Origin of the sequence: Cohnella ginsengisoli, assembly GCF_029525555.1 — a bacterium.
In the GTDB taxonomy this organism is placed as follows: domain Bacteria; phylum Bacillota; class Bacilli; order Paenibacillales; family Paenibacillaceae; genus Cohnella; species Cohnella ginsengisoli.
The window spans coordinates 281,023-301,356 of the sequence record NZ_JAPDHZ010000004.1 but is presented as its reverse complement, the minus strand read 5'-3'; the positions used below and the strand labels follow the sequence as shown (position 1 = coordinate 301,356).

Here is a 20,334-nt window from a genome sequence, read left to right as displayed (position 1 = left end):
AATCCGTCGATCATTTGCAGAAATTCTAGCGGGTGCGGAGCATGTACAGCGCATGCTCCATATCCTGGGGCAGCGGCGCCTCGAACAGGAGCCGCTCCGCGGTGCGCGGATGATCGAAGCCGAGCACGCCCGCGTGGAGCGCTTGACCCTCCATGCCGAGCGTTCGGCCGGCGCGGCCGCCGTAGAACGGGTCGCCCACGATCGTATGGCCGATGTATTTCATATGCACGCGGATCTGATGGGTGCGCCCCGTCTCGAGCTGCAGCTCGACCAGCGTGTAATCCCCGAAGCGCTCAAGCACGTTGAAATGCGTAACGGCCCGTTTCGCGCCCTTTTCCGTGACGGTGAAAAGCTTGCGGTCGCTCGTGTCGCGTCCGATCGGCGCGTCGATCGTCCCGCGATCATGCGGTACGTTGCCGTATACAAGCGCCGTATAGCGCCGCGTGACGGAGTGGTCCTTGAGCTGCTGGGCGAGCGAGGCATGCGCCAGGTCGTTTTTCGCCGCCATGAGCAGGCCGGACGTATCCTTATCGATGCGGTGCACGATGCCGGGACGCAGGCTTCCGTTGATCCCGGACAGGTCGCGGCAGTGATGCAGCAACGCGTTTACGACGGTGCCCGAAGCGTGCCCCGGGGCGGGATGAACGACGAAGCCACGCGGCTTGTCGATGACGATGACGTCTCCGTCTTCATAGACGACGTTCAGCGGGATGTCTTCCGGCTGCGCCTCGATCGGCGCCGCGTCGGGCATGTCCAAGGTCAACGCGCTGCCCGCTTGCAGCTTGGCGTTCGGCTTCACCTTGATGCCGCCTACAAGCACATGTCCGTCGCGGATCCAATCCTGGATTTGCGAACGCGATACGGACTCGCCTTCGATCGCGGCGGCCAAGAACTTGTCGACGCGCTGTCCCGCGGCTTCCTCGCCGATCTCCCAGGACAGCGTGCCCGACGCGCTCTCCTCGTCTTCTTCGGGCAGAACGGGCAGTCGCTCCCAGTTCGGGGGCGACGTCATGGTTGAATCCTCTTTTTCAGACCGGCTGGCGTTCGCTCGGTTCGTTGTGTTTTTCATTCTTGGTCTCCTGTGTCGGTGTGGGCGTGAGCAGCGAATCGAGAATGATCAGACATACGCCGACGACGATCGCTGAATCGGCGATATTAAAAATCGGGAACGTATAAGATCCGAAGTTGAATTGCAGGAAATCGACGACTTGTCCGTAAAACGCGCGATCGAGAAAGTTGCCGAGAGCGCCGCCCAAAATCAGCGACAGCGCGGCGAGCATCAGCCTTCTGTTGTTCCGGTGCGACCGGTTCAAATAGATGACGATGGCGCTGACGACGACGACGGTGATCAGCAAGAAAAACCAGCGCTGCTCCTGCAGGATGCCGAAAGCCGCTCCCCGGTTGTGAATAAACGTGATGAGGAAAAAGTTGCCGATGACCTTGATCTGCTCGTTCAATTCCAGGTTGTGCTCGATGAGCTTCTTGGATACGTAATCGATGGCGAATACGACCGCAGCCGCGAGATAGTACACCCATAAGCCGATTTGACGTCGTTGCATGTCCGGATTGCCGCCCTTCCGCGAATGATTCTGACCGCTTTGGCCGAATGCACTGATTTTAACATACCGCCGGAGCGGGCGTCCAACGTCTTTCGCCAATTCACGGCAGCGTCTCCAATACATGTTGTCCCCCGCCCGACATGATTCTTCGCCCATGCGCGCAAACTAGCTGTCGTATGGAACGCCATGAACGCTTCGCGACAAAATCAAGGAGGGATCGGCATGCATCGTACGTTGTCCGACAGCTTCATGTCCGAGCAGCGCCGGCGGCTGCTGGATCTTCGGGCCGATATCGAGCGCCGCGTCGGCGCGAACGGTCACTTCGGCCTGACGGATAGCTACCGCGACGCCACGGGCGAACTCAGCGGCATCGATAATCATCCCGCGGACGCCGGCACGGAGACGTTCGAGCGGGCCAAAGACATCGCCCTGCTTGAACGCGAAGCGCTGACGCTGGAAAAAGTAGAAGCGGCTATCCGCCGCATGGATACGGGCGAGTACGGCATTTGCGAGGCTTGCGGCAAATTCATTCCGGCCGAGCGGCTGGCGGCGATGCCGACCGCGGTGTTCTGCGTAGAGCATGAGCCGGTTCAGGCGGAAAAAGAAGGCCGGCCGGCCGAAGAGCTGTTTTTGCATCCGCCGTTCGGGCGCACCAGCATGGACGAAAGCGACGAGCAAAACGGCTTTGACGGAGAGGACGCCTGGCAAATCGTCGAATCGTGGGGCAACTCCGACAGTCCGGCCATGGCCGAAGGGAACAACAACGACGATTACGGCGCGCTCTATATCGAATCGGATGAAAACGACGGCTTCGTGGAGCCGATCGAGAGCTTTCTCGCAGCGGATATTACCGGTCGCTCGAGCGGAATCGTGCGCAACGGCGCCTATCGTAGATACCTCGAATCGCACGAAGGCGAAGGCCTGCTGGAGCCGGACATTTGGTCCGACGAACAAACGACCGATTAAGAAGACGCCTGCCTTCGGGCGGGCGTCTATTCGTATTCGTGTTCGTCGCCAGCGAATCGGCCGCCCCTATTCAATAATGTTCGATCTCCAGCTGCCGCTGGACGATCTTCACGATCTCGGCGATGTAGTCGCCGATGATCGGCAAGTTCAACGCGCCGAGGATTTGAAGCAGCCATACGATCGTAGCCGCGAAAAAGGTAAAACCAAGCGCAATGCCGATGCCTCTGGCGATGCCCGACAGCCAGTTGCGCCAAATAAGCTGCCACGGCCTGCTCATGAGATTCACGTAATCTCTTAGCTGCGCCTTTTCCATCTGCACCGCCAGCTCGTCCAGCCGCCTGGACAACCCTTCGAGTAAACGCCTCAGTGCGCTCGCTTCCTCCGCCAGCGTCTTCATCCGCGCGTCAGATCCCCCCCGGCGGGCTTGTTCTCGCTCATGAAGCTCCCCTGCCTCCCGCGCGAAAAAAGAGCCCTGCCGCCGGAACGCCTGGCCAAAAGGCCTTGCGTTCGCTTGCGGACAGGACTCGTTATCGCTTCCTGCTTTTATTCAGGTTGGCTCAAATCGCGGCGGTTCATACCCTTGCGACGCGAGACAGCCTTAGGCTGCCCGAGCTTCGCCGGTGTTTAACCGGCAACGATCGCGATGCCGATGCGAAGCTCGCCGGCCTGCACCGTCTCCGTCGCGTCGGTGCGTCCGAACGATACGTCATTGACAAGCACGTTGTCCCGCAGCACGTCGTCGAAGGCGCGCAGCGCCGCTTCGGTCTCGGCATCCGCCTCGAGCACGAGGCCGACTCTTTGCTCGATCGGCAGATCGAGCTTCTTGCGCTGGTCCTGCACGGCGCGGATCACTTCGCGCACGATGCCTTCCTGCACGAGCGCAGGCGTCAGCTCGGTGTTGAGCGCGACGGTGACGCCGCCGCCCGAGGCGGACGCGAAGCCGGGCTTCGCCTGCTTTTCGACGAGCAGTTCGTCCAGTGTCACCGCGAGCGCCTCGCCTTCCGGCGAAGTATAGGCCAGCTCGCCGGACGACACGATCTCGCGCGCTTCCTCGGCCGACAGCGACTTCAGCTTGCCCTGGATCGGACCGACGTGTTTGCCGTACTTTTTGCCGGCCAGCTTCAGGTTCAGCTTGAGCGTGTAGTCGACGAATCCGCTGTCCTCGGTCACGAGCGTGACGGCCTTCACGTTGATCTCGTCTTTGACGATCTCCTCGTATTCGGCGGCGTCAAACGGCACGCTCAGGGCGACGAGCAGCTCGGACAGCGGCTGGCGCGTCTTCAGTCCCGTTTCGTTGCGCACGTTGCGCGCGAGCTCGACGATACCGCGGGCCGTCTCCATGTCGCGCTCGAGCGCGGCGTCGATCGCGCCGGCGTCCGCTACCGGATAATCGGCCAGGTGAACGCTGCCCTTGCCGCCGAGGTTGCCGTACAGATCTTCGGCAAGGAACGGCAAGTAAGGCGCGATCAGCTTCGCCAAGGTCAGCAGCACGCCGCCGAGCGTCTGGTAAGCCGCGACTTTGTCTTCGCCGAGACCGCTTCCCCAGAAGCGGTCGCGGGAACGGCGCACGTACCAGTTGGACAGCTCGTCGACGAACGCTTCGATGCGCTTCGCCGGATTCAGGAAGTCGTTGGCGTCGAGACCTTCGACAGTCGCGCTCACGAGCGAGTTGAGCCGCGACAGGATCCAGCGGTCCAGCTTGTTGGCCGACGGCTTCGCGGCATGTTCTTCCGGCTTGTAGCCGTCGATCGTGGCGTACAGCGCGTAGAACGCATGCGTGTTCACGATCGTGTCGACGACCTTTGACTTCGCTTCTGCGACGATGCCCTTGGAAAACCGCTTGCTGTTCCAAGGCGCGCTGTCGGCGAGCAGCGCCCAGCGGAAGGCATCCGTGCCGAACTCTTCGATGATGTCCCAAGGGTCGATGACGTTGCCCTTGGATTTGCTCATCTTCTGCCCGTTCTCGTCCAGCACGTGCCCTGTCGAGATGACCGACTTGTATGGCGCCCTGCCGTTGTACAGCGTGGAGACGGCCAGCAGGCTGAAAAACCATCCGCGCGTCTGGTCGATTCCTTCGCAAATGAAATCGGCGGGGTATTGCTCCTCGAAGCGCTCCTGGTTCTCGAACGGATAATGCTGCTGCGCGAACGGCATCGAGCCGCTGTCGAACCAGACGTCGATGACCTCCGGCGTCCGGTGCATCGTGCCGCCGCATGCGCAGCGCAGTTCGATCGCGTCGACGTAAGGCTTGTGCAGCTCGATATCTTCGGCTACCTCGCCCACGGCCGCCTCGCGGAGCTCCGCGATGCTGCCCGGCGATTTTTCCGCGCCGCAGTCGTCGCAGGTCCATACGTTAAGCGGCGTGCCCCAGTAGCGGTTGCGGCTGATGTTCCAATCGACCAGGTCCTCGAGGAACTTGCCGAACCGGCCGTCGCGCAAATGCTCCGGATACCAGGCGATGCCTTTATTGTTCTCGATCAGCTGATCCTTGACCGCCGTCGTCTTGATGAACCAGCTCTCGGTCGCGTAGTATAGCAGCGGCGTCTTGCAGCGCCAGCAGAACGGATAGCTATGCTCGTGCTTCTCCTTGTGATACAGCAGGCCACGCTCCGACAGCGACTTCACGATGTCGATGTCGACCTCCGGGTCCTTGACGAAGCGTCCTGCGAAGCCCTTCACCTCGTCCGTGTAGCGGCCTTGGCCGTTCACGAGCTGCAGCATCGGCACGCCATGCTCGCGGGCGACGCGATAGTCGTCCTCGCCGTGCGCCGGCGCGATGTGGACGATGCCCGTACCGCTCGAGTCGGAGACGAACGCCGCGTCGATGACGCGATACGCGCCGTCCAGCGGACCGCCCGCATAAGGGAACAACGGCTCGTAAGCCAGGCCGACGAGCTCCTTCCCTTTTAAGGTGCCGAGCGTCTCGTACTCGCCTTTCATGACCTTTTCGGCCAGCGTGCCGGCCACGATGTACGTCTCGCCGTTTTGACTGACGCGTACGTACTCGTTATCCGGGTGCACGGCCAGCGCGACATTGGACGGCAGCGTCCATGGCGTCGTCGTCCAGGCAAGGACGAACTCGCCGCTGTCCTTCAATTTGAACTTTGCCGTCGCGGTCAAGTCTTTCACGTCTTCGTAGCCTTGCGCGACTTCGTGCGAGCTGAGCGTCGTCTGGCAGTCCGGACAATACGGGCTGACGCGGTGGCCGCGGTACAACAGCCCTTTGCCGTGAATCGTGGACAGCAGATGCCACACGCTCTCGATGTACTTGTTTTCCAACGTGATATACGGATTGTCGAGATCGGTCCAGTAGCCGATCGCCTCGGTCAGTTCTCTCCATTGGCGTTCGTACTCGAACACGCTCTCTTTGCACTTTTTGATAAAAGGCTCTACGCCGTAGTTCTCGATTTCCTGCTTGCCCGAGATGCCAAGCTGCTTTTCGACGCCGAGCTCGACGGGCAAACCGTGCGTGTCCCATCCGGCCTTGCGGGTGACGCGGTAACCGGACATCGTCTTGTAGCGGCTCACGAAGTCCTTGATGACGCGGCCGAGCACGTGGCCGATGTGCGGCTTGCCGTTCGCCGTAGGCGGGCCCTCATAGAAGACGAAGTTCGGCTTGCCGTTGCGGTTCTCGATGGACCTGCGGAACGTATCCTCGGCCTTCCATTGCTCCAACACGCGCAGCTCGCGGCTGCGGGCTTTTTCTTTAACGTCCACGCGACGCATGACCATCATTCCTTTTCTCGTAAGTTGTCGTTGCATTCGGGTCTGAAAATAAAAAAAAGCCCGTCCCCGTAAAAAGGGACGAGACATCTCTCGTGGTACCACCCTTGTTCAGCCGCAGTCCCTCGAATAGGGCAACAGCGGCGCTCAAGCCGGACGGCCGGCATGCGCAAGGCAGGCGGTCGGACCGGTATCCCGTAACGAGGGAAAGATCGGCCGGTCTTAATGATCCGGCACAGGCGCCGGACGTTCGGATCGGCGTCTCGGGGAGGATGGGCGTAGCGGCGTCCAACGTTGGCTCGCAGCAGCCGCCAACTCTCTGGGATGGTTCATCCGCACGCCGTTCCCGTCATCGACGTTAACGCGTATAACCCATTTATACGGCGAAGACGCCGATTTGTCAAATCGGCGTTCGCCCATCCTATTGCGGTTCGATATCGACTATTCGACGATCTCGCGAACCCGCTCGTTGTCCCTTGCGCGGGATTCCGGCGGTTCGAGCTTCTCCCAGCCGTCCTGCGTGAGCAGGTCGAGCTGCGTTTCGACGAGCGTGCGGAAGCGCGCGCGGTAGATCGCCGCCTGCTTCTTCAGCTCTTCCACCTCGAGCGCGTACTTGCGCGACTTGGAGAGCGATTCGTTGATGATGCGGTCGGCGTTCTTCTCCGCTTCCTTGACGATGAGCTGGGCTTCCTTCTTCGCATTGTTCTTGACCTCGTCGGCCGCTTCTTGCGCGACGATGATCGTCTTGCTCAGCGTCTCCTCGATGTTCGCGAAGTGGCCGAGCCGCTCCTGAAGGCCGGCGATTTGATTCTGGAGCTCTTTGTTGTCGCGGATCATCGCTTCGTAATCCTTGATGATCTGGTCGAGGAACTCGTTCACTTCGTCTTCGTCGTAGCCGCGCAATCTGCGCCCGAATTCCTTGTTATGAATATCCAATGGCGTTAATGGCATTGGTCGTTCCTCCCGTGCATCGTGTACTGGACTCGCGACAGACCGCAAGATCGCTATCTAAGGCAGATTCGACGCGAGACGCGGAATTCCTGCTTGATTCTACACATATTTGCCTATGCGCAGACGAACACGTCCGCTTTTAGAGACGCCTTGGGCCTCCAGCACGCGGAATCTTCCGAAACCTTTGAACGACACGATGTCTCCTTCGCGCAGCTGCACGGACGGATCCTCCACCGTTTTGAAGTTGACCCGGCAGCGCCCCGCGCGGATCGGATCCATGATCTTCGCGCGGCTGACGCGCAGCACGTCGCTCGCGATGCCGTCGAGGCGCATCGAGGCCACGGAGATCGAGCTCTCCTCGAGCTTCACCGGGACGGCAATAAGCCGTTCGAGCGGCAGTACGGAAGCCGAAGTCTCGATCCGGTGCACTTGCTTCAGATGCGAACGCAAAAAATCTCCGATCTCGGTTGCGATCAGCACGTGGCAGCCATCCTCGCGGACATGGATGTCCCCGATCTTTTCGCGCTTGATGCCGAGACCGAGCAGCGCGCCGAGATAATCGCCGTGGTCGAGCTCGGATTGACGGCGGTCGTCGCTCGCGATATCGAGCACGGCGATGCCCGCGTCCTCGTCTTCGAGCGGCCGGTAGTCCGGCGCGATCAGCGCCCTGACCCGCTCCGCGCCTTCATAGCCGCCCGCCAGACGGATCGCGGCGTCCGGGTGTCGATTCGCCAACGCATACAAAATATGCGCCTGGCGCGGATCGAGAAAATCGGTTCGCCGGAGCTCGTGCTGCTCGGCGGCCCGCTCGACCCACTCCCAGGCGCGGTCCACGAAGGACTTTTCGTCAGGAAGGAAGTGTGCGTAAATGTCGCTCTTGCTCATGCTGGTTCGATCCTTTCCGATTAGGACACGCCGACCAGGCCGGCGAGAAAACGAATGACCTCTTCAAGGCCTCTCACCAAAAATTTCAGCGCATACCAAGCGACGATCGGCGAAATGTCCAGAACGCCGCCGATTGGAGGTATAATTTTGCGAAAAGGCTTCAGATAAGGCTCTACGATCTTGCCTAGCAGCTCCCCCGATGTAGCTCTGCCTGACGTTAGGCAGCCAAGACATCAGCACGTAGATTAGGATAAGCCAGCTGTAAATGAGCTGCAAACTATACAGGTAATCAATGACCCGATCCAAAGCCGTCAATGCTGCTGTCACCTCATTTTAGTGTAATCGGCATCCTCCGCGAGAAGCTCCGAGATCGTCCCCGTGATTTCGACCGAGTCCGGCGTGCACAAGAAAATATTCGGACCGAGCTTGGAAATGTGTCCGCCGAGCGCGTAGACCGTACCGCTCAGGAAATCCACCATCCGGATCGCCTGGTCTCTGCGCACCCGCTGCAGGTTCACGACGACGGATCGTCTGGACTTCAAATGATCCGCGATTTCCTGCGCTTCGTTGTCGTACGTCCGCGGCTCCGTCAAAATGACCCGAACGTTTTTCTGGGAATGGATGCTCACGATATTATTCTTCCCCGTAGGTTTACGCGGCTCGAAGGCCGAAGTTTCAACTTCCGGCTCATCCTCGTATCCCATCGGTTCTTCCCGCTCCCGGTCCTGTTCTTGTTCGTCCTGAAGGCCGAGATAGTTCAAGAACTTGTTAACCACGCCCATCATGATCCCTCCGTTATCCGTCGTTCTCTTCGTGTCCGACTAGGACGCTGCCCAGGCGCACCCAAGTGGCGCCTTCTTCGATCGCGACTTCAAAGTCGCCGGACATGCCCATCGACAGTTCCGTCATCGGCTCGTCCAGCAAAGACAAGCCATTGAGCTCGTCCATCAGCTTGCGCAAGCCGGCGAATACGGGCCTCGTCTCCTCGGCATCGTCTGCGAGCGGCGCCATCGTCATGAGCCCGACCGGCCGAATGCCGGACAGCTTGCCGAGCGAGGCGACGAGCGCAGGAACGACTTCCGGCGCAAGACCGTGCTTGGAATCTTCGCCGGATACGTTCACCTGCAGAAAGCAAGGCACCCGGATACCTAGCGCTTCGGCACGCTTATGTATCTCCTCGGCGAGCGACAAGCGGTCGAGGGAATGAATATAGTCGAATTTGCCGACGACGTCCCTGACCTTCCTGCTCTGAAGCGAGCCGATGTAGTGAAAAACGGCCTGTCCTTCGAGCAGTCGCCACTTCTCTTCCGCCGCGGGCCAGCGATTTTCGCCGATATGCCGCATTCCGGCCTCGACCGTCCGCTTGGCCGTGCCCGCGGACACGTACTTCGTCACGGCGACGACATTCACGCTCCCGGGATTCCGGCCGCTTCTCTCGCAGGCTTGCGCAATGCGACGCTCTACGTCCTTAAGCCGCTGCTCCAACGTCATCGCGGCATCCACCTCTATTTCTTCTTACCCAGCCAGCTCATCATTCGCCCGGTTTGTCCCCGTTCCTTGCGGTGGGAGAAAAACAAATCCGTGCTGCAGCTGGTGCACCACCCAGACATTTCGATGCGGCTCGGCAATATTCCTGCTTTAATCATAAGATGCTTGTTGATTTCTTTCAAGTTTAGCCGAGATTTGCCTTCGGAAGACGGAACATGGAATCTTTCGTCATCGTGCACGATCCCTCGTACGCGGTTCATGACGATATCGTCCACTTCATAGCAGCAGGCGCCGATCGACGGACCGATCGCCGCGTACAATTCCGACGGCTTCGTGCCGAAGGCGTCCGTCATGGCGCGAATCGTCGCGGCGGCGACGTCGGCGACCGTTCCCTTCCAGCCCGCATGAGCGAGACCTAAGGCTCCATGCTCCGGATCGTAAAAATATATAGGCACGCAATCCGCGAAGTACATCGCCAGCAAAACGTCGGGCTCGTCCGTAATCAGCGCATCCGCATCTTGAATCGCGCTATCGCGCGACAGTCTCCCCAGGCCCCGCTCAGCGCTCGTAATCCGAACGACGCTGCTGCCATGCACTTGCTCGGCGCACGTCCATGCCTCGAACGGCCATCCCAGCGCTTCAGCGATCGCGAGGCGGTTGGCGATGACCGCATGCTCGTCGTCGCCCACATGGAGCGCCGTGTTCAAGCCGTCTCTCGGGGGCAGGCTGCGCCCGCCCAAGCGCGTAGAGAACCCGGCGGTCAAACCCTCGAATCGCGACCAGGGCGCGAGAGGCAACAATCCGGGGACGCGACGCCCGGCGTTCGTTGATTCGATTGTATTTGCGAATGGTTCCATATTGCTCCACCTCCGCACCAAGTTTAACATAGGGACGCCGCCTAGGCGATCTCCGTAGGCGATCTCTGTCAGCGCCCGCCGTTTTCCGCCTCGAGGCTCTTGTACGGCCTCGCCTCCTCCAGCCGGACCAGCACGACGTCGGTTCCGATCTTGACGATGCTGCGCCAAGGAATGACGACGTCTTCTCCGCCGCCGAAAATACCGAGCACGCGTCCGCCCACCGGTACCACGATCGCGTCGATGCGGCCTTGCCTGAGATCCAGCTCCAGATCGGCTACGTGGCCTAACTTTTTGCCGTCCACGATATTAATAACGTCCTTCGCCTGAAAATCCGATATTTTCATGCCGGCGCTCCCCGCTTTCCGCGGCCCGGGACGAATCAAATCGCTGGACCCGGTCAACCGCCCATAATTCAATATATGAGCCATGCCCGAAAATGTTGACCGGCGGGATATGCGCCGAGAGACGCTGGAGTAAACGTCAAAAAGACCGGAGTCGCCTCCGGTCCCGCAAGCTGCTTAGGGCTTACCATCAAGTCTTTACGTGCTTTTGCATTTGCTGGATCGCCGACTTTTCAAGCCGGGACACCTGCGCCTGCGAGATGCCGATCTCATCGGCCACTTCCATTTGCGTCTTGCCTTCGAAGAATCGCATGGACAAGATCATTTTCTCCCGGTCGTTCAGCTTGCGCATCGCTTCCCTGAGCGCGATCTCCTCGATCCATTGAATGTCCTTGTTCCGTTCGTCGCTGATCTGATCCATCACGTAGATCGGGTCGCCCCCGTCGTGATAGATCGGTTCGAAGAGCGATACGGGGTCCTGAATGGCGTCTAAGGCAAATACGATATCTTCCTTTGGAACGCCGAGCACTTGCGATATTTCCAAAATCGTCGGTTCGCGGGAATGACGGTTCGTCAATTGATCCCGGACCTGCAAGGCTTTGTAGGCAATATCGCGCAGGCTTCGGGACACGCGGATCGGATTGTTGTCCCTCAAGTATCTGCGTATCTCGCCGATGATCATAGGCACGGCGTAGGTGGAAAAACGGACGTTTTGACCTAAATCGAAGTTGTCGATGGCTTTCATCAGGCCGATGCAGCCGACCTGGAACAGATCGTCCACGTATTCGCCGCGGTTGTTGAACCGCTGAATCACGCTGAGCACGAGGCGCAGGTTGCCGTTGACGAGTTTTTCCCGGGCTTCGAGTTCACCGCGGGTTTGCAGAGCTAGGAACAGTTCCCTCATTTCGGCATTGGTGAGGACGGGCAGCTTTGAGGTGTCCACTCCACAAATCTCCACTTTGTTGCGGGTCAAGTTGTTTCCCTCCCGGGAGCAGCATTACTGTAAAGTATCTCCTGGGATGGGCTTTTTTATTCCGAAGCCCGGTCGGTTGGCAGCCGATCATACCATCTTGTTGAACTCCTTGCGGAGCCGCTTAATGATTCTTTTTTCTAAACGGGAAATGTAAGATTGCGAAATGCCGAGCAGATCGGCAACGTCTTTTTGCGTCTTTTCTTCGCCGTCGGCCAAGCCGAACCGCAGCTCCATGATCGTGCGTTCGCGATCGGCCAGCTTGTCGAGCGCTTTATGCAGCAGCTTGCGATCGACCTGCTCCTCGATATTGCGATAGATCGTATCGTTCTCGGTACCGAGCACGTCGGACAATAACAGCTCGTTGCCGTCCCAGTCGATATTAAGCGGCTCGTCGAAGGACACCTCGGTCCTGGTCTTGCTGTTGCGGCGCAGGTACATCAAAATTTCATTTTCGATGCACCGCGAGGCATAGGTGGCGAGCTTGATTTTCTTTTCCGGATCGAACGTGTTGACCGCCTTGATCAGTCCGATCGCCCCGATCGAGACGAGATCCTCGATATGGATGCCGGTGTTCTCGAACTTGCGGGCGATGTAGACGACCAACCGAAGATTGCGTTCGATCAGCATCGCGCGGATCGCTGCGTCGCCGGACGGGAGACGCTCGAGCAGGTACTCCTCCTCCTCCCGCGTCAGGGGAGGCGGGAGCGCTTCGCTGCCGCCGATATAATACACTTCTTCGCTTTTCCAGCCCAGCCAGAACAACAGGCGATAGTACGTCAGCTGATACATCAATTTCAATTTAACGGGCACTTGCACAACCTCCTGTTAAGCGGTCTGGGTCGATGATGCCGGCACCTCGGGGCTCGCGAGCGTCAGATCGGAATGGACAATCGCACGATAAGCCCCCTCCGAGGACAACGATCCCCCCATCGAGTCCGACCAGGACCCGGCGTTGGATGCAAGGCGCTTCTTTTCCGGCAGGATCCGTGATCGTGACGCTGTCCGGCTTGACGGCCAGCATCAACTTCGAGTTCCCACCGGCAGCCCTGTAGGGAACGAGGCGATACCGGTCCCTGAAGGAGGACATGCCGCCCTCGGCTTCCTCCAGTTCGCCGATAAGCCGGTCCGCGGATTCGGATCGCAAACGGTCTGCCCAGCCGTTCGGCAACTCGTCGCGCCAAAGGGACGCCTCCAGGATCATGACCGGAATGCGAGTAAGCGGGTCATAGAGACGGTTGCCCGTATCGACGAGCCCTCTGCACGACCACTCCCGATCCCCGATACGAATACTCACGTCGACGACGAGTGCCTCCAACCGTTTCCTGCTTTCCCTGCTCGCCGCCTCGCTTCTGTACAACCAGATCGCCACGCTCAAGGTCAAGGCAAGCATGACGGCCTGTACGTCAAACGACAGTACCATTCCCCCCATCGTCCGTAAAGGCGATTCCTCTCCAAGGCGACCCGGACCATTTGGCCAGCGATGAGATGCCGATCACCGCGCCGAGCGTCGCAAAGTTCACCAGGTAGAACGAGCCTATCGTCCTTGCGAACCTAAGAGGCCCACCGTAGCCGAACGTCAGATAAACCATAAAAGCGGAAATCATGAGTTTGGCGCCGAACGAATACAGATAAGGTACGGACGTCACGAACATGGCGGCCGCATATGCCGCCCCGACGCTGGCAGACAGCGCGACACGCCTTCGGCGAGGTCGAAGATGCCTCACCTTCGCCGTCGTCATCAGAATGGACGCGTCGATCGTCAGATTGGACAAAAACACCAAGTCCACATAAACCGTCAACCGCGCCACACCCTTCCATGCAAACCCATCACTAACGTTTGTCCCGAGGACGAAATGGATTGCTCTCAGTATAAGATGGCGCCTGCGAGGTGTCTGTCTAAATGCGCCGCAGGTTCGGCTGTTTTTTTTGTCGAGCAAAATCGGGCTGCGTTATTAGCAAACTGGCTCTTTCGGTGCTGTAAAATCATCCCACGTCAGCGGTACAACAAGGTTCCCGGCGCGTTTACGGCCTTATCCCGTTCGCTCACTTTGGCGTAATATGTCATTAAGCTACCCGATATCGCTTTTTTTCTCATATGGATCGGTCCTCAATTAATGCGAGAATTGAAAGAAAGGGTTAGCGTTTAGAAAAGTGAATCTGGAGCAATTGATTTTAGATGAGGTAATGCGAGGTGGTCGTGATTCATGAATCTGCCTTATCCCCTTTGCTCAATAAAAGCGAGCTCTGAGTATATACAATTAACGGGAACTGACTAACTAACTTGCCTAGTAAGCTTGCGGTACGTTATCCTATCGCTTGTCGCACATAAACGAAGCAAGTAGGGCACAACTTTCGAGTCCTTTTTTTGCAATATTAAATACGAAAGATTGATGATTTAAATAAGCCTGCAAATGCTTAGGCCCGATGCCTTGAAGCGTATGATCTAACCATCGCAGCGTATGCATCAATGCAGCCGACAAAGGCGCCAGCTTATTCATGCCAAAGTAAGGAAAGGATCTAACTGCCTTTACCTGCTCCGATACGTGAAAGTCCGAAAACGCCATCTGCGCAATGCGGCTTATTAAACGGGAGTTCCCTGCCTCACGCTTATTCAGATGTTCCATTTTAATCTCGCGGATTTCCTTGTCTCCCTCCATTGTCCCGCCAATAGCTACCGGCTGATCCATCGGCTCCATGATCAGGCTGCTGGAGGCCCTCCTCCATCCATAGATTCCGCCGGTAACCGCGACTAAGCCGGACAAATATTGCTCGTTCGCTTCTTGAGTCAATGCATCTCGAAGCTTGTGACCGATGAGCCAAGCCGTCTTGTACGTAACCCCCCAATATATCGGACAGTTCGACTGAAGTGGCTTCCTCGACGAGCCAAATCATGGCCCTAAACCACATTCGGAGCGGCGTCCGCGTCCCATGAAATACAGTGCCTGCGGTAACGGAAGTTTGATGTCGGCAAGATGAACAAACATACAGTGGATACTTGCGTGAATTTATGACCGAGTAATGCGCGCACGAACATCTTGGGCAACGGAAACCATCGGGCCAACGCGCTTTGAATAAGGCTTCCACGCATTGTTCTTCTGTCCAAGTTTCCCATTGACCTTCAGGAAGATCGAATAAACTCACATTCCAACCCCCCAAAAACAAGAACGTTTGTTCTTATTTTAAGATAGAGATTCGAACATGTCAATCTTTACCTGAAGAAAAAGTGAGCAAATGGGATAAGGTCGATAAGGCGATAAACAACACAATGAGCGAAAGGGATAAGGTTTGAAAAAGGAGATTGAGCACTGCTCGACTGCTGATAATGAGCGAAGGGGATGAGGTCAGTAAAGCAAGAAAAGAATGATATCACACAGCCCGATTGAGCGAAAGGGATAAGGTCGATAAAGGGAAAAATGAGCGGTAATATACCTTCCTTCATGCAGCAAATAAAAAAAGCCTCCGCCGTAAGCGAAGGCAAACTGCATTCACAACATGAACTTAAATGAGTTTTGGGAGCCATTCGTCCATCGACAAGAATTGGATATCTTGTTGCGACAACTCTCGAACGCGCTGCATCGTATCCGCGGGGAGCTTTATGAAGGCTTCCACGACCGCCGGACAAAATTGGGTGCCCGCAAATCGTTTTATTTCCTCGACTGCCGTCTCGTGGGATTTGGAAGCGCGATATGAACGATCGGAAGTAATGGCATCGTAGGTATCGCAAACGGCGAAAATTCTGGCGCATATGGGAATCTCTTCACCACGCAAGCCGTTTGGATAACCCAGGCCGTCCCAGCGCTCATGGTGGCAGCGGACGACGTCCAGCGCCGGCCCTAAAAATTCGATATGCGCCAGCATTCGCACGCCCATGTTGACGTGCGTTCGCATGATGGCCCATTCCATCTCGTCCAAGGGTCCATCCTTGCTCAGTATAGCGTCCGGAATGCCGATCTTGCCGACATCGTGTAGCAGCGCGCCGCGATAAAGCATTTCTAATTGTTCGCCTTCGATGCCCATTTGTCTGCCCAGTAAACAGGCGTAGGCGGTGACGCGCAGAGAATGACCTTGCGTCTCGTTGTCCCTGCTGTCCAGCGCGCTGCTCATCGCCTGCAACGACTCATCATAGGTACGGTGCACACGCTCGAGCATCTCGCTCATTTCTTTGTTCTGGCGCGCGATGACGCGCGATGAACGCAGAAAGATTAGACGCAGGCTAAAAAAAGAGCAGCGTCATCCCTGCTGCCAGCAAGACGATGATGGTCAAACTGATTTTGAGTATTTTTGCGCTCTGCGCGGACCAATCTTTGGACACTTCGGCTGCGCCGATCAAAGTCCCATCGTCAGAAGAGATCGGAAGCCACAGATTCAGGTCTGAGGACGTTTTATCCGCCAGCATCTTCCCCGCGTGCATCGCTCTATCGAATCTCTCTCGTTCGCGACCGGTTAAAGTGTTTCCTGTTTTTAAAGGATGGTAGCTAAACCCCACTCGACCGTCGAGATTCACGAAACGAACATCCTTAATTCCATAAGGATCGAAGGCCGCGCGAATGTCAGCCAATAGCCGCTCTTCTTCAGTACTGGAAGGGCCATCCTCGGCCGCGCTTCCGTCGGCTTGATCAGGGGAAGAACCATGAGGTGCAGACTGCTCGAACAGTTTCTTCGCGTCAGGCAAAGACTCGATATAGGTTACGACCGCATTGCGCGTCAGGCCGCTCGTCTCTCGGATCAGCTCATGAGAGATAAACCAATAGGAGACGGCAGAAAGAAACACGCCGAAGATGACCACGAATGCCGCCAGCATAGTTGTAAAGGAACGATATGGATTGGACATCATGTGCCTCCTGTGCGGATCCTGCTAAGCTGTGCTGAGAGAGTTCGACAGGCAAATGAAGATTACCTTCTTCGCGAAGCCAAAAAAAAGAAGACCGCATCATTAGCCGGTCCTCGACATCGCTTGGTGCTATTAAGGTCTGAATGCGCCGCGGTATCGGATTCGATCCGAATATTAACGGTCGCCGCGCGGGCGATTCCGCAAAAACGCCGGAATGTCCAACTGCTCGCTGGAAGTCGAACCGCCGCCGAACGGACGCAGATTGTGGCCGCTCGCGCGGTTGTCCTGGTGCTCGGTCTGCGAAGCCGGATTCGATTGAGGCGAAGAAGAAGTGATCGGCCGGCGAACCGGGCCCTTGTGCTCAAAGCCAGTCGCAATAACCGTGACTTTGATATCGTCCTTCATGCTGTCGTCGATGCTGGCGCCGAAGATCATGTTCACTTCGGGGTCTGAGGCCGAAATGACGATTTCTGCCGCTTCGTTGACCTCGAAGAGCGACAGATTCGAGCCGCCCGTAATGTTCATGATAATTCCGCGCGCGCCTTCGATCGACGTCTCGAGCAGCGGGCTCATGATCGCCTTGCGCGCCGCGTCCATCGCGCGGTTTTCGCCGGAGGCGACGCCGATCCCCATCAGGGCGGAGCCGCGCTCCGTCATGATCGTCTTGACATCCGCAAAGTCGAGGTTGATCAATCCGGGCACGGCGATCAGGTCGGAGATGCCCTGAACCGCCTGGCGAAGGACGTTGTCGGCTTCGCGGAACGCTTCCATCATCGGCGTCTTCTTGTCGACGATCTCCAGCAGCCGGTCGTTCGGGATGACGATCAGCGTATCAACCTTTTCCTTGAGCGCTTCGATGCCCAGCTCAGCCTGTCCGGAGCGCTTGCGTCCTTCGAACGTAAACGGCCGCGTTACGACGCCGACGGTCAGCGCGCCGCATTCCTTGGCCAGTTCGGCGATGACCGGCGCAGCGCCCGTGCCCGTGCCGCCGCCCATGCCGGCGGTAACGAATACCATGTCCGCGCCTTTGAGCGTGTTCATGATGCCGTCCCGGGATTCTTCCGCCGCTTTTTTGCCGACGTCCGGGTTCGCGCCCGCTCCGAGTCCGCGAGTCAGCTTGTCGCCGATTTGCAGCTTTTGTTCGGACTTGGTCAGGTGCAGCGCTTGCGCGTCGGTATTAACGGTAATGAACTCGACGCCCTTGACGCCGTTTTCGATCATGCGGTTAACTGCGTTGCTGCCTCCGCCACCGACCCCGATGACTTTAATTTTCGCGAGCGGTTCCATTTCAAAATCAAATTCCAACATATTTCAATACTCCTCCTCGCTTCGCTGGTGAATCTTCGTCAGTGGCGGCTTATATGAATTCCTTGAACATATTCTTAAACCACTCCATGACGCCCGTCTTGCTTGCCGGCGCGCTGGCCGCAGCCGCTTTGCTCTTCGCAGGCCGCTTGGCCGGCGGAGCTCCCCGGGTTCGCACGTACTTCATCACGTATTGGATCATGCCGACGCCGCTGCTGTACGATGGATCCCGCACTCCGATAAAATCGGGAACCGCGATCCTTACGCTTGCTTCGAGCTCGATCTGCGCGAGAGACAGGACGCTTGGCATGGATACGGAGCCGCCCGTCAGGACGTAGCCGTTGAGCTTGTCCAGATACCCAAGACGCTTGACCTCTTGACGGATCATATGGAAAATCTCCTGCATGCGCGGCTCGATGATATTGGCCAGATCAACCTGTGAAAATTCCTTTTCCACGTTGCTGCCGACCCGCATCACCTTGAAGCGGACGTCGTCCGCCGCCTCGTCTTGGCGCGCGCATCCGTACTTCAGCTTAATTTTCTCGGCGTGCTCGGTCTGCGTCTTGAGACCGTAGCAGATATCGCTCGTCACGTAGTCCCCGCCGATCGGCAGCGTCGATACCGCGGCAAGGCTGCCGCCTTCGAATACAGCGATCGTGGTGGAGCCGGCGCCGATGTCGGCCAGCACGGTCCCCATTTGCTTTTCGTCCTTCGTTAACGCCATCATGCCCGAAGCAAGCGACATCAACACGATGCCGGAAATACGCAAGCCGGCCTTCTCGACGCAGCGCATGAGGTTATGTACGGCAGCCTTCGTCCCGGTAATGATCGTGCATTCGACTTCGAGCCGCACGCCGATCATGCCGCGCGGATCCTGGATGCCCGCCAGTCCGTCTACGAGAAACTGCTTGGGCAGCAGCCCGATGATCTCCCGCTCCGGAGGCAGCGCGACGACCTTGGCCGCCTGCAGCACGCGCTCGATGTCGTCTTCCCCAATCTCCCTGTCTTCGTTCGAGACGGCCACGACGCCGTGATTGCTCTGCAGCGCGATATGGTTGCCCGCGATGCCGACATACACTTCGCCGATGGTGATGCCCACCATGCGCTCGGCATGGTCCACGGCGTTGCGGATGGATTGGACCGTCTGATCGATGTCGACGATGGCGCCTTTTCGGATGCCGTCCGAATCCGCCGATCCGACGCCGATGATATTAATCGCTCCGTTGCTTATTTCTCCGATAATCACCCGAACCTTAGAGGTTCCGATGTCCAGACTGACGATGAGGTCGTTGTTGCTCAACCGGTGGCACCTCCCGTAAATACATCAAAACTTTGCAATCCGGCCGTCCGGCCATTCGTTAGTTTGGTCGCGACTTATTGAAATCCGTTACGGAATGAGGAGTTGTTCAAGGGGTTCCGAACGAAGCCAAATCGGTACACATTCAGTACTTATTCAACGCAGACGGGATTTTCCCTCTTTTTTTCAACAAAAAATTTAGTTCCCTCATTCTAGCAATTTTGCCTGATGCGATGACTCGCTCCCGTTATGAACGCGGCGAATGCATACGAAAATTCTAGCATTAAACCGCGCGATTGAGTAGAGCCCTTTTCCTTAAGTTACGGGGCTTCTTCGTCGCCGGACGGGTCCGTTTGTGCCGAATAAGGCGAGTACGTGTCCGAATCGAGCAGGACCACCGTTCCCGGCTCCCTATTCTCCACCAGCTCGCTCAGTATCGCGATCTTGTCCTTGAGCTTGCCGACGGTCGTCAGCACGTCGAACCCGGAGCGCGTGAAAATGCGAATCCTGTCGGGATATGCGCTTGAAGGATCCGGAGAGATCTCCGAAAAGTCTTCGATCCCTTCGGCAGTCAAGCCGCCCAGCGCCTGGCACAATGCCGCCCGCTGCGGGTCGTTCTTCCTCCAGCCCGTAAGCACGGGCTTGGCCGGAAGCGCGCTGCCGGCAGCAGGCTGCACGCCGATGCCATTGGCCAGGACGACGGATAGCCCGCCTTTGCCGTCCAATTCGATCGCCACGGGCGCATACTCCTGTACCCTAACTTCGAGCTTGCCTGGAAAATGCTTTGCGACCCGGACATCCTTGATCTGAGGCAGTCGCTTAACCCGCTGAGCCAGCTTGTCCGAAGCCGGCATAAAAAAAGAATCTCCGATCCCTACGCCGAGCTGGGCGCTGACCTGGTCTTGGTTCAAATAAGTCAAGCCCTGAATCTCTATCACGCTGATGCGGGATAAAGAGGATCTGAAAAACAATACGATCAACACCGCGACGAACAAGGCAATGACGATCCACAGCAGCTTCCCCCCCCGCGTCGTCTCGTCCCCGCCTGTTCCCGCGGCAAAGCGGGAATTCGCTCTATCATCTTGCAAACGCTCTCCTCTCGACAGCCGGCGGAAACGCATAGCTTGTCCCAAGTCCGAAAAAGCAAAGGCGGCCCGC

Annotated in this window: 21 protein-coding genes and 2 pseudogenes; 1 reads left to right on the top strand and 22 read right to left on the bottom strand. The window is 57.7% G+C overall.

Going from position 1 to position 20,334, the window contains the following annotated elements:
• Positions 1-25: 25 nt before the first annotated feature.
• Together OMP38_RS22435 and lspA are read right to left on the bottom strand one after the other, a co-directional pair.
• Positions 26-1,012, bottom strand: a complete 987-nt coding sequence (locus OMP38_RS22435) for an RluA family pseudouridine synthase (protein WP_277567101.1) — start codon at positions 1,010-1,012, stop codon at positions 26-28.
• Positions 1,013-1,028: 16 nt separating this feature from the next.
• A complete protein-coding gene (gene lspA / locus OMP38_RS22430) occupies positions 1,029-1,559 on the bottom strand; it encodes a signal peptidase II (RefSeq protein WP_277567100.1) in 531 nt (176 codons plus the stop codon).
• A gap of 222 nt (positions 1,560-1,781) precedes the next feature.
• Here lspA and OMP38_RS22425 point away from each other — a divergent pair, with 222 nt between their 5' ends.
• Positions 1,782-2,525 carry a TraR/DksA C4-type zinc finger protein gene (locus OMP38_RS22425; protein ID WP_277567099.1) on the top strand — a complete coding sequence of 248 codons (744 nt, stop codon included), beginning with the start codon at positions 1,782-1,784 and terminating at the stop codon, positions 2,523-2,525.
• Positions 2,526-2,595: 70 nt separating this feature from the next.
• Here the strand turns inward: OMP38_RS22425 and OMP38_RS22420 are convergent, their stop codons facing one another.
• The 20 genes and pseudogenes from OMP38_RS22420 to OMP38_RS22330 form a co-directional block, all read right to left on the bottom strand.
• The gene (locus tag OMP38_RS22420; RefSeq protein WP_277567098.1) at positions 2,596-2,922 is read right to left on the bottom strand and encodes a DUF5665 domain-containing protein; all 327 of its coding nucleotides are present in this window, start codon (positions 2,920-2,922) and stop codon (positions 2,596-2,598) included.
• Between the two features lie 227 nt (positions 2,923-3,149).
• Entirely contained in the window at positions 3,150-6,251 is a 3,102-nt protein-coding gene (gene ileS / locus OMP38_RS22415; RefSeq protein WP_277567097.1) for an isoleucine--tRNA ligase, read from the bottom strand.
• 438 nt (positions 6,252-6,689) lie between these two features.
• Entirely contained in the window at positions 6,690-7,199 is a 510-nt protein-coding gene (locus OMP38_RS22410) for a DivIVA domain-containing protein (RefSeq protein WP_277567096.1), read from the bottom strand.
• Positions 7,200-7,298: 99 nt separating this feature from the next.
• A complete protein-coding gene (locus tag OMP38_RS22405) occupies positions 7,299-8,084 on the bottom strand; it encodes a YlmH family RNA-binding protein (RefSeq protein WP_277567095.1) in 786 nt (261 codons plus the stop codon).
• Positions 8,085-8,104: 20 nt separating this feature from the next.
• Positions 8,105-8,390: pseudogene (locus tag OMP38_RS22400) on the bottom strand (YggT family protein).
• Positions 8,391-8,407: 17 nt separating this feature from the next.
• Positions 8,408-8,866, bottom strand: a complete 459-nt coding sequence (locus OMP38_RS22395; RefSeq protein WP_277567623.1) for a cell division protein SepF — start codon at positions 8,864-8,866, stop codon at positions 8,408-8,410.
• Between the two features lie 13 nt (positions 8,867-8,879).
• Positions 8,880-9,575 (bottom strand): YggS family pyridoxal phosphate-dependent enzyme, encoded by a 696-nt coding sequence (locus tag OMP38_RS22390; RefSeq protein WP_277567094.1) that lies wholly within the window; start codon positions 9,573-9,575, stop codon positions 8,880-8,882.
• Between the two features lie 14 nt (positions 9,576-9,589).
• Positions 9,590-10,429 (bottom strand): peptidoglycan editing factor PgeF, encoded by an 840-nt coding sequence (pgeF, locus tag OMP38_RS22385; protein ID WP_277567093.1) that lies wholly within the window; start codon positions 10,427-10,429, stop codon positions 9,590-9,592.
• 68 nt (positions 10,430-10,497) lie between these two features.
• Entirely contained in the window at positions 10,498-10,773 is a 276-nt protein-coding gene (locus OMP38_RS22380) for a YlmC/YmxH family sporulation protein (protein WP_277567092.1), read from the bottom strand.
• A gap of 187 nt (positions 10,774-10,960) precedes the next feature.
• Positions 10,961-11,743, bottom strand: a complete 783-nt coding sequence (sigG, locus tag OMP38_RS22375) for an RNA polymerase sporulation sigma factor SigG (RefSeq protein ID WP_090115206.1) — start codon at positions 11,741-11,743, stop codon at positions 10,961-10,963.
• Positions 11,744-11,830: 87 nt separating this feature from the next.
• On the bottom strand, positions 11,831-12,553 hold the full coding sequence (gene sigE, locus OMP38_RS22370) for an RNA polymerase sporulation sigma factor SigE (RefSeq protein ID WP_090115204.1): 723 nt from the start codon (positions 12,551-12,553) through the stop codon (positions 11,831-11,833).
• Positions 12,543-13,163: a sigma-E processing peptidase SpoIIGA gene (locus OMP38_RS22365; RefSeq protein WP_277567091.1), complete on the bottom strand. Its 621-nt coding sequence runs from the start codon at positions 13,161-13,163 to the stop codon at positions 12,543-12,545. Before OMP38_RS22365 ends, sigE begins: the two co-directional genes overlap by 11 nt.
• On the bottom strand, positions 13,147-13,542 hold the full coding sequence (locus OMP38_RS22360; RefSeq protein ID WP_277567090.1) for a sigma-E processing peptidase SpoIIGA: 396 nt from the start codon (positions 13,540-13,542) through the stop codon (positions 13,147-13,149). The genes OMP38_RS22365 and OMP38_RS22360 overlap by 17 nt, the downstream gene beginning before the upstream one ends.
• A gap of 510 nt (positions 13,543-14,052) precedes the next feature.
• A complete protein-coding gene (locus tag OMP38_RS22355) occupies positions 14,053-14,532 on the bottom strand; it encodes a hypothetical protein (RefSeq protein ID WP_277567089.1) in 480 nt (159 codons plus the stop codon).
• A gap of 181 nt (positions 14,533-14,713) precedes the next feature.
• Positions 14,714-14,884 (bottom strand): annotated as a pseudogene (locus tag OMP38_RS36155) (transposase); the annotation flags it as partial.
• Positions 14,885-15,241: 357 nt separating this feature from the next.
• Entirely contained in the window at positions 15,242-15,901 is a 660-nt protein-coding gene (locus tag OMP38_RS22350; protein WP_277567088.1) for an HD-GYP domain-containing protein, read from the bottom strand.
• Positions 15,902-15,956: 55 nt separating this feature from the next.
• Complete coding sequence (locus tag OMP38_RS22345; protein ID WP_277567087.1) at positions 15,957-16,574, bottom strand: hypothetical protein; 618 nt, start codon at positions 16,572-16,574, stop codon at positions 15,957-15,959.
• A gap of 174 nt (positions 16,575-16,748) precedes the next feature.
• Positions 16,749-17,882, bottom strand: coding sequence for a cell division protein FtsZ (ftsZ, locus tag OMP38_RS22340; RefSeq protein WP_277567086.1), 1,134 nt, complete (start codon positions 17,880-17,882; stop codon positions 16,749-16,751).
• Between the two features lie 49 nt (positions 17,883-17,931).
• Positions 17,932-19,179: a cell division protein FtsA gene (gene ftsA, locus OMP38_RS22335; protein WP_277567085.1), complete on the bottom strand. Its 1,248-nt coding sequence runs from the start codon at positions 19,177-19,179 to the stop codon at positions 17,932-17,934.
• A gap of 317 nt (positions 19,180-19,496) precedes the next feature.
• Positions 19,497-20,264, bottom strand: a complete 768-nt coding sequence (locus OMP38_RS22330) for a cell division protein FtsQ/DivIB (protein ID WP_277567084.1) — start codon at positions 20,262-20,264, stop codon at positions 19,497-19,499.
• Positions 20,265-20,334: the final 70 nt, after the last annotated feature.

What these genes read in the sequence shown, in the direction of transcription:
- OMP38_RS22435 (WP_277567101.1), bottom strand. Translation starts at nt 1,012, where the DNA reads ATGACGTCGCCCCCGAACTGGGAGCGACTGCCCGTTCTGCCCGAAGAA.
- lspA (WP_277567100.1), bottom strand. Translation starts at nt 1,559, where the DNA reads ATGCAACGACGTCAAATCGGCTTATGGGTGTACTATCTCGCGGCTGCG.
- OMP38_RS22425 (WP_277567099.1), top strand. Translation starts at nt 1,782, where the DNA reads ATGCATCGTACGTTGTCCGACAGCTTCATGTCCGAGCAGCGCCGGCGG.
- OMP38_RS22420 (WP_277567098.1), bottom strand. Translation starts at nt 2,922, where the DNA reads ATGAAGACGCTGGCGGAGGAAGCGAGCGCACTGAGGCGTTTACTCGAA.
- ileS (WP_277567097.1), bottom strand. Translation starts at nt 6,251, where the DNA reads ATGCGTCGCGTGGACGTTAAAGAAAAAGCCCGCAGCCGCGAGCTGCGC.
- OMP38_RS22410 (WP_277567096.1), bottom strand. Translation starts at nt 7,199, where the DNA reads ATGCCATTAACGCCATTGGATATTCATAACAAGGAATTCGGGCGCAGA.
- OMP38_RS22405 (WP_277567095.1), bottom strand. Translation starts at nt 8,084, where the DNA reads ATGAGCAAGAGCGACATTTACGCACACTTCCTTCCTGACGAAAAGTCC.
- OMP38_RS22395 (WP_277567623.1), bottom strand. Translation starts at nt 8,866, where the DNA reads ATGGGCGTGGTTAACAAGTTCTTGAACTATCTCGGCCTTCAGGACGAA.
- OMP38_RS22390 (WP_277567094.1), bottom strand. Translation starts at nt 9,575, where the DNA reads ATGACGTTGGAGCAGCGGCTTAAGGACGTAGAGCGTCGCATTGCGCAA.
- pgeF (WP_277567093.1), bottom strand. Translation starts at nt 10,429, where the DNA reads ATGGAACCATTCGCAAATACAATCGAATCAACGAACGCCGGGCGTCGC.
- OMP38_RS22380 (WP_277567092.1), bottom strand. Translation starts at nt 10,773, where the DNA reads ATGAAAATATCGGATTTTCAGGCGAAGGACGTTATTAATATCGTGGAC.
- OMP38_RS22365 (WP_277567091.1), bottom strand. Translation starts at nt 13,163, where the DNA reads ATGGTACTGTCGTTTGACGTACAGGCCGTCATGCTTGCCTTGACCTTG.
- OMP38_RS22350 (WP_277567088.1), bottom strand. Translation starts at nt 15,901, where the DNA reads ATGAGCGAGATGCTCGAGCGTGTGCACCGTACCTATGATGAGTCGTTG.
- OMP38_RS22345 (WP_277567087.1), bottom strand. Translation starts at nt 16,574, where the DNA reads ATGTCCAATCCATATCGTTCCTTTACAACTATGCTGGCGGCATTCGTG.
- ftsZ (WP_277567086.1), bottom strand. Translation starts at nt 17,882, where the DNA reads ATGTTGGAATTTGATTTTGAAATGGAACCGCTCGCGAAAATTAAAGTC.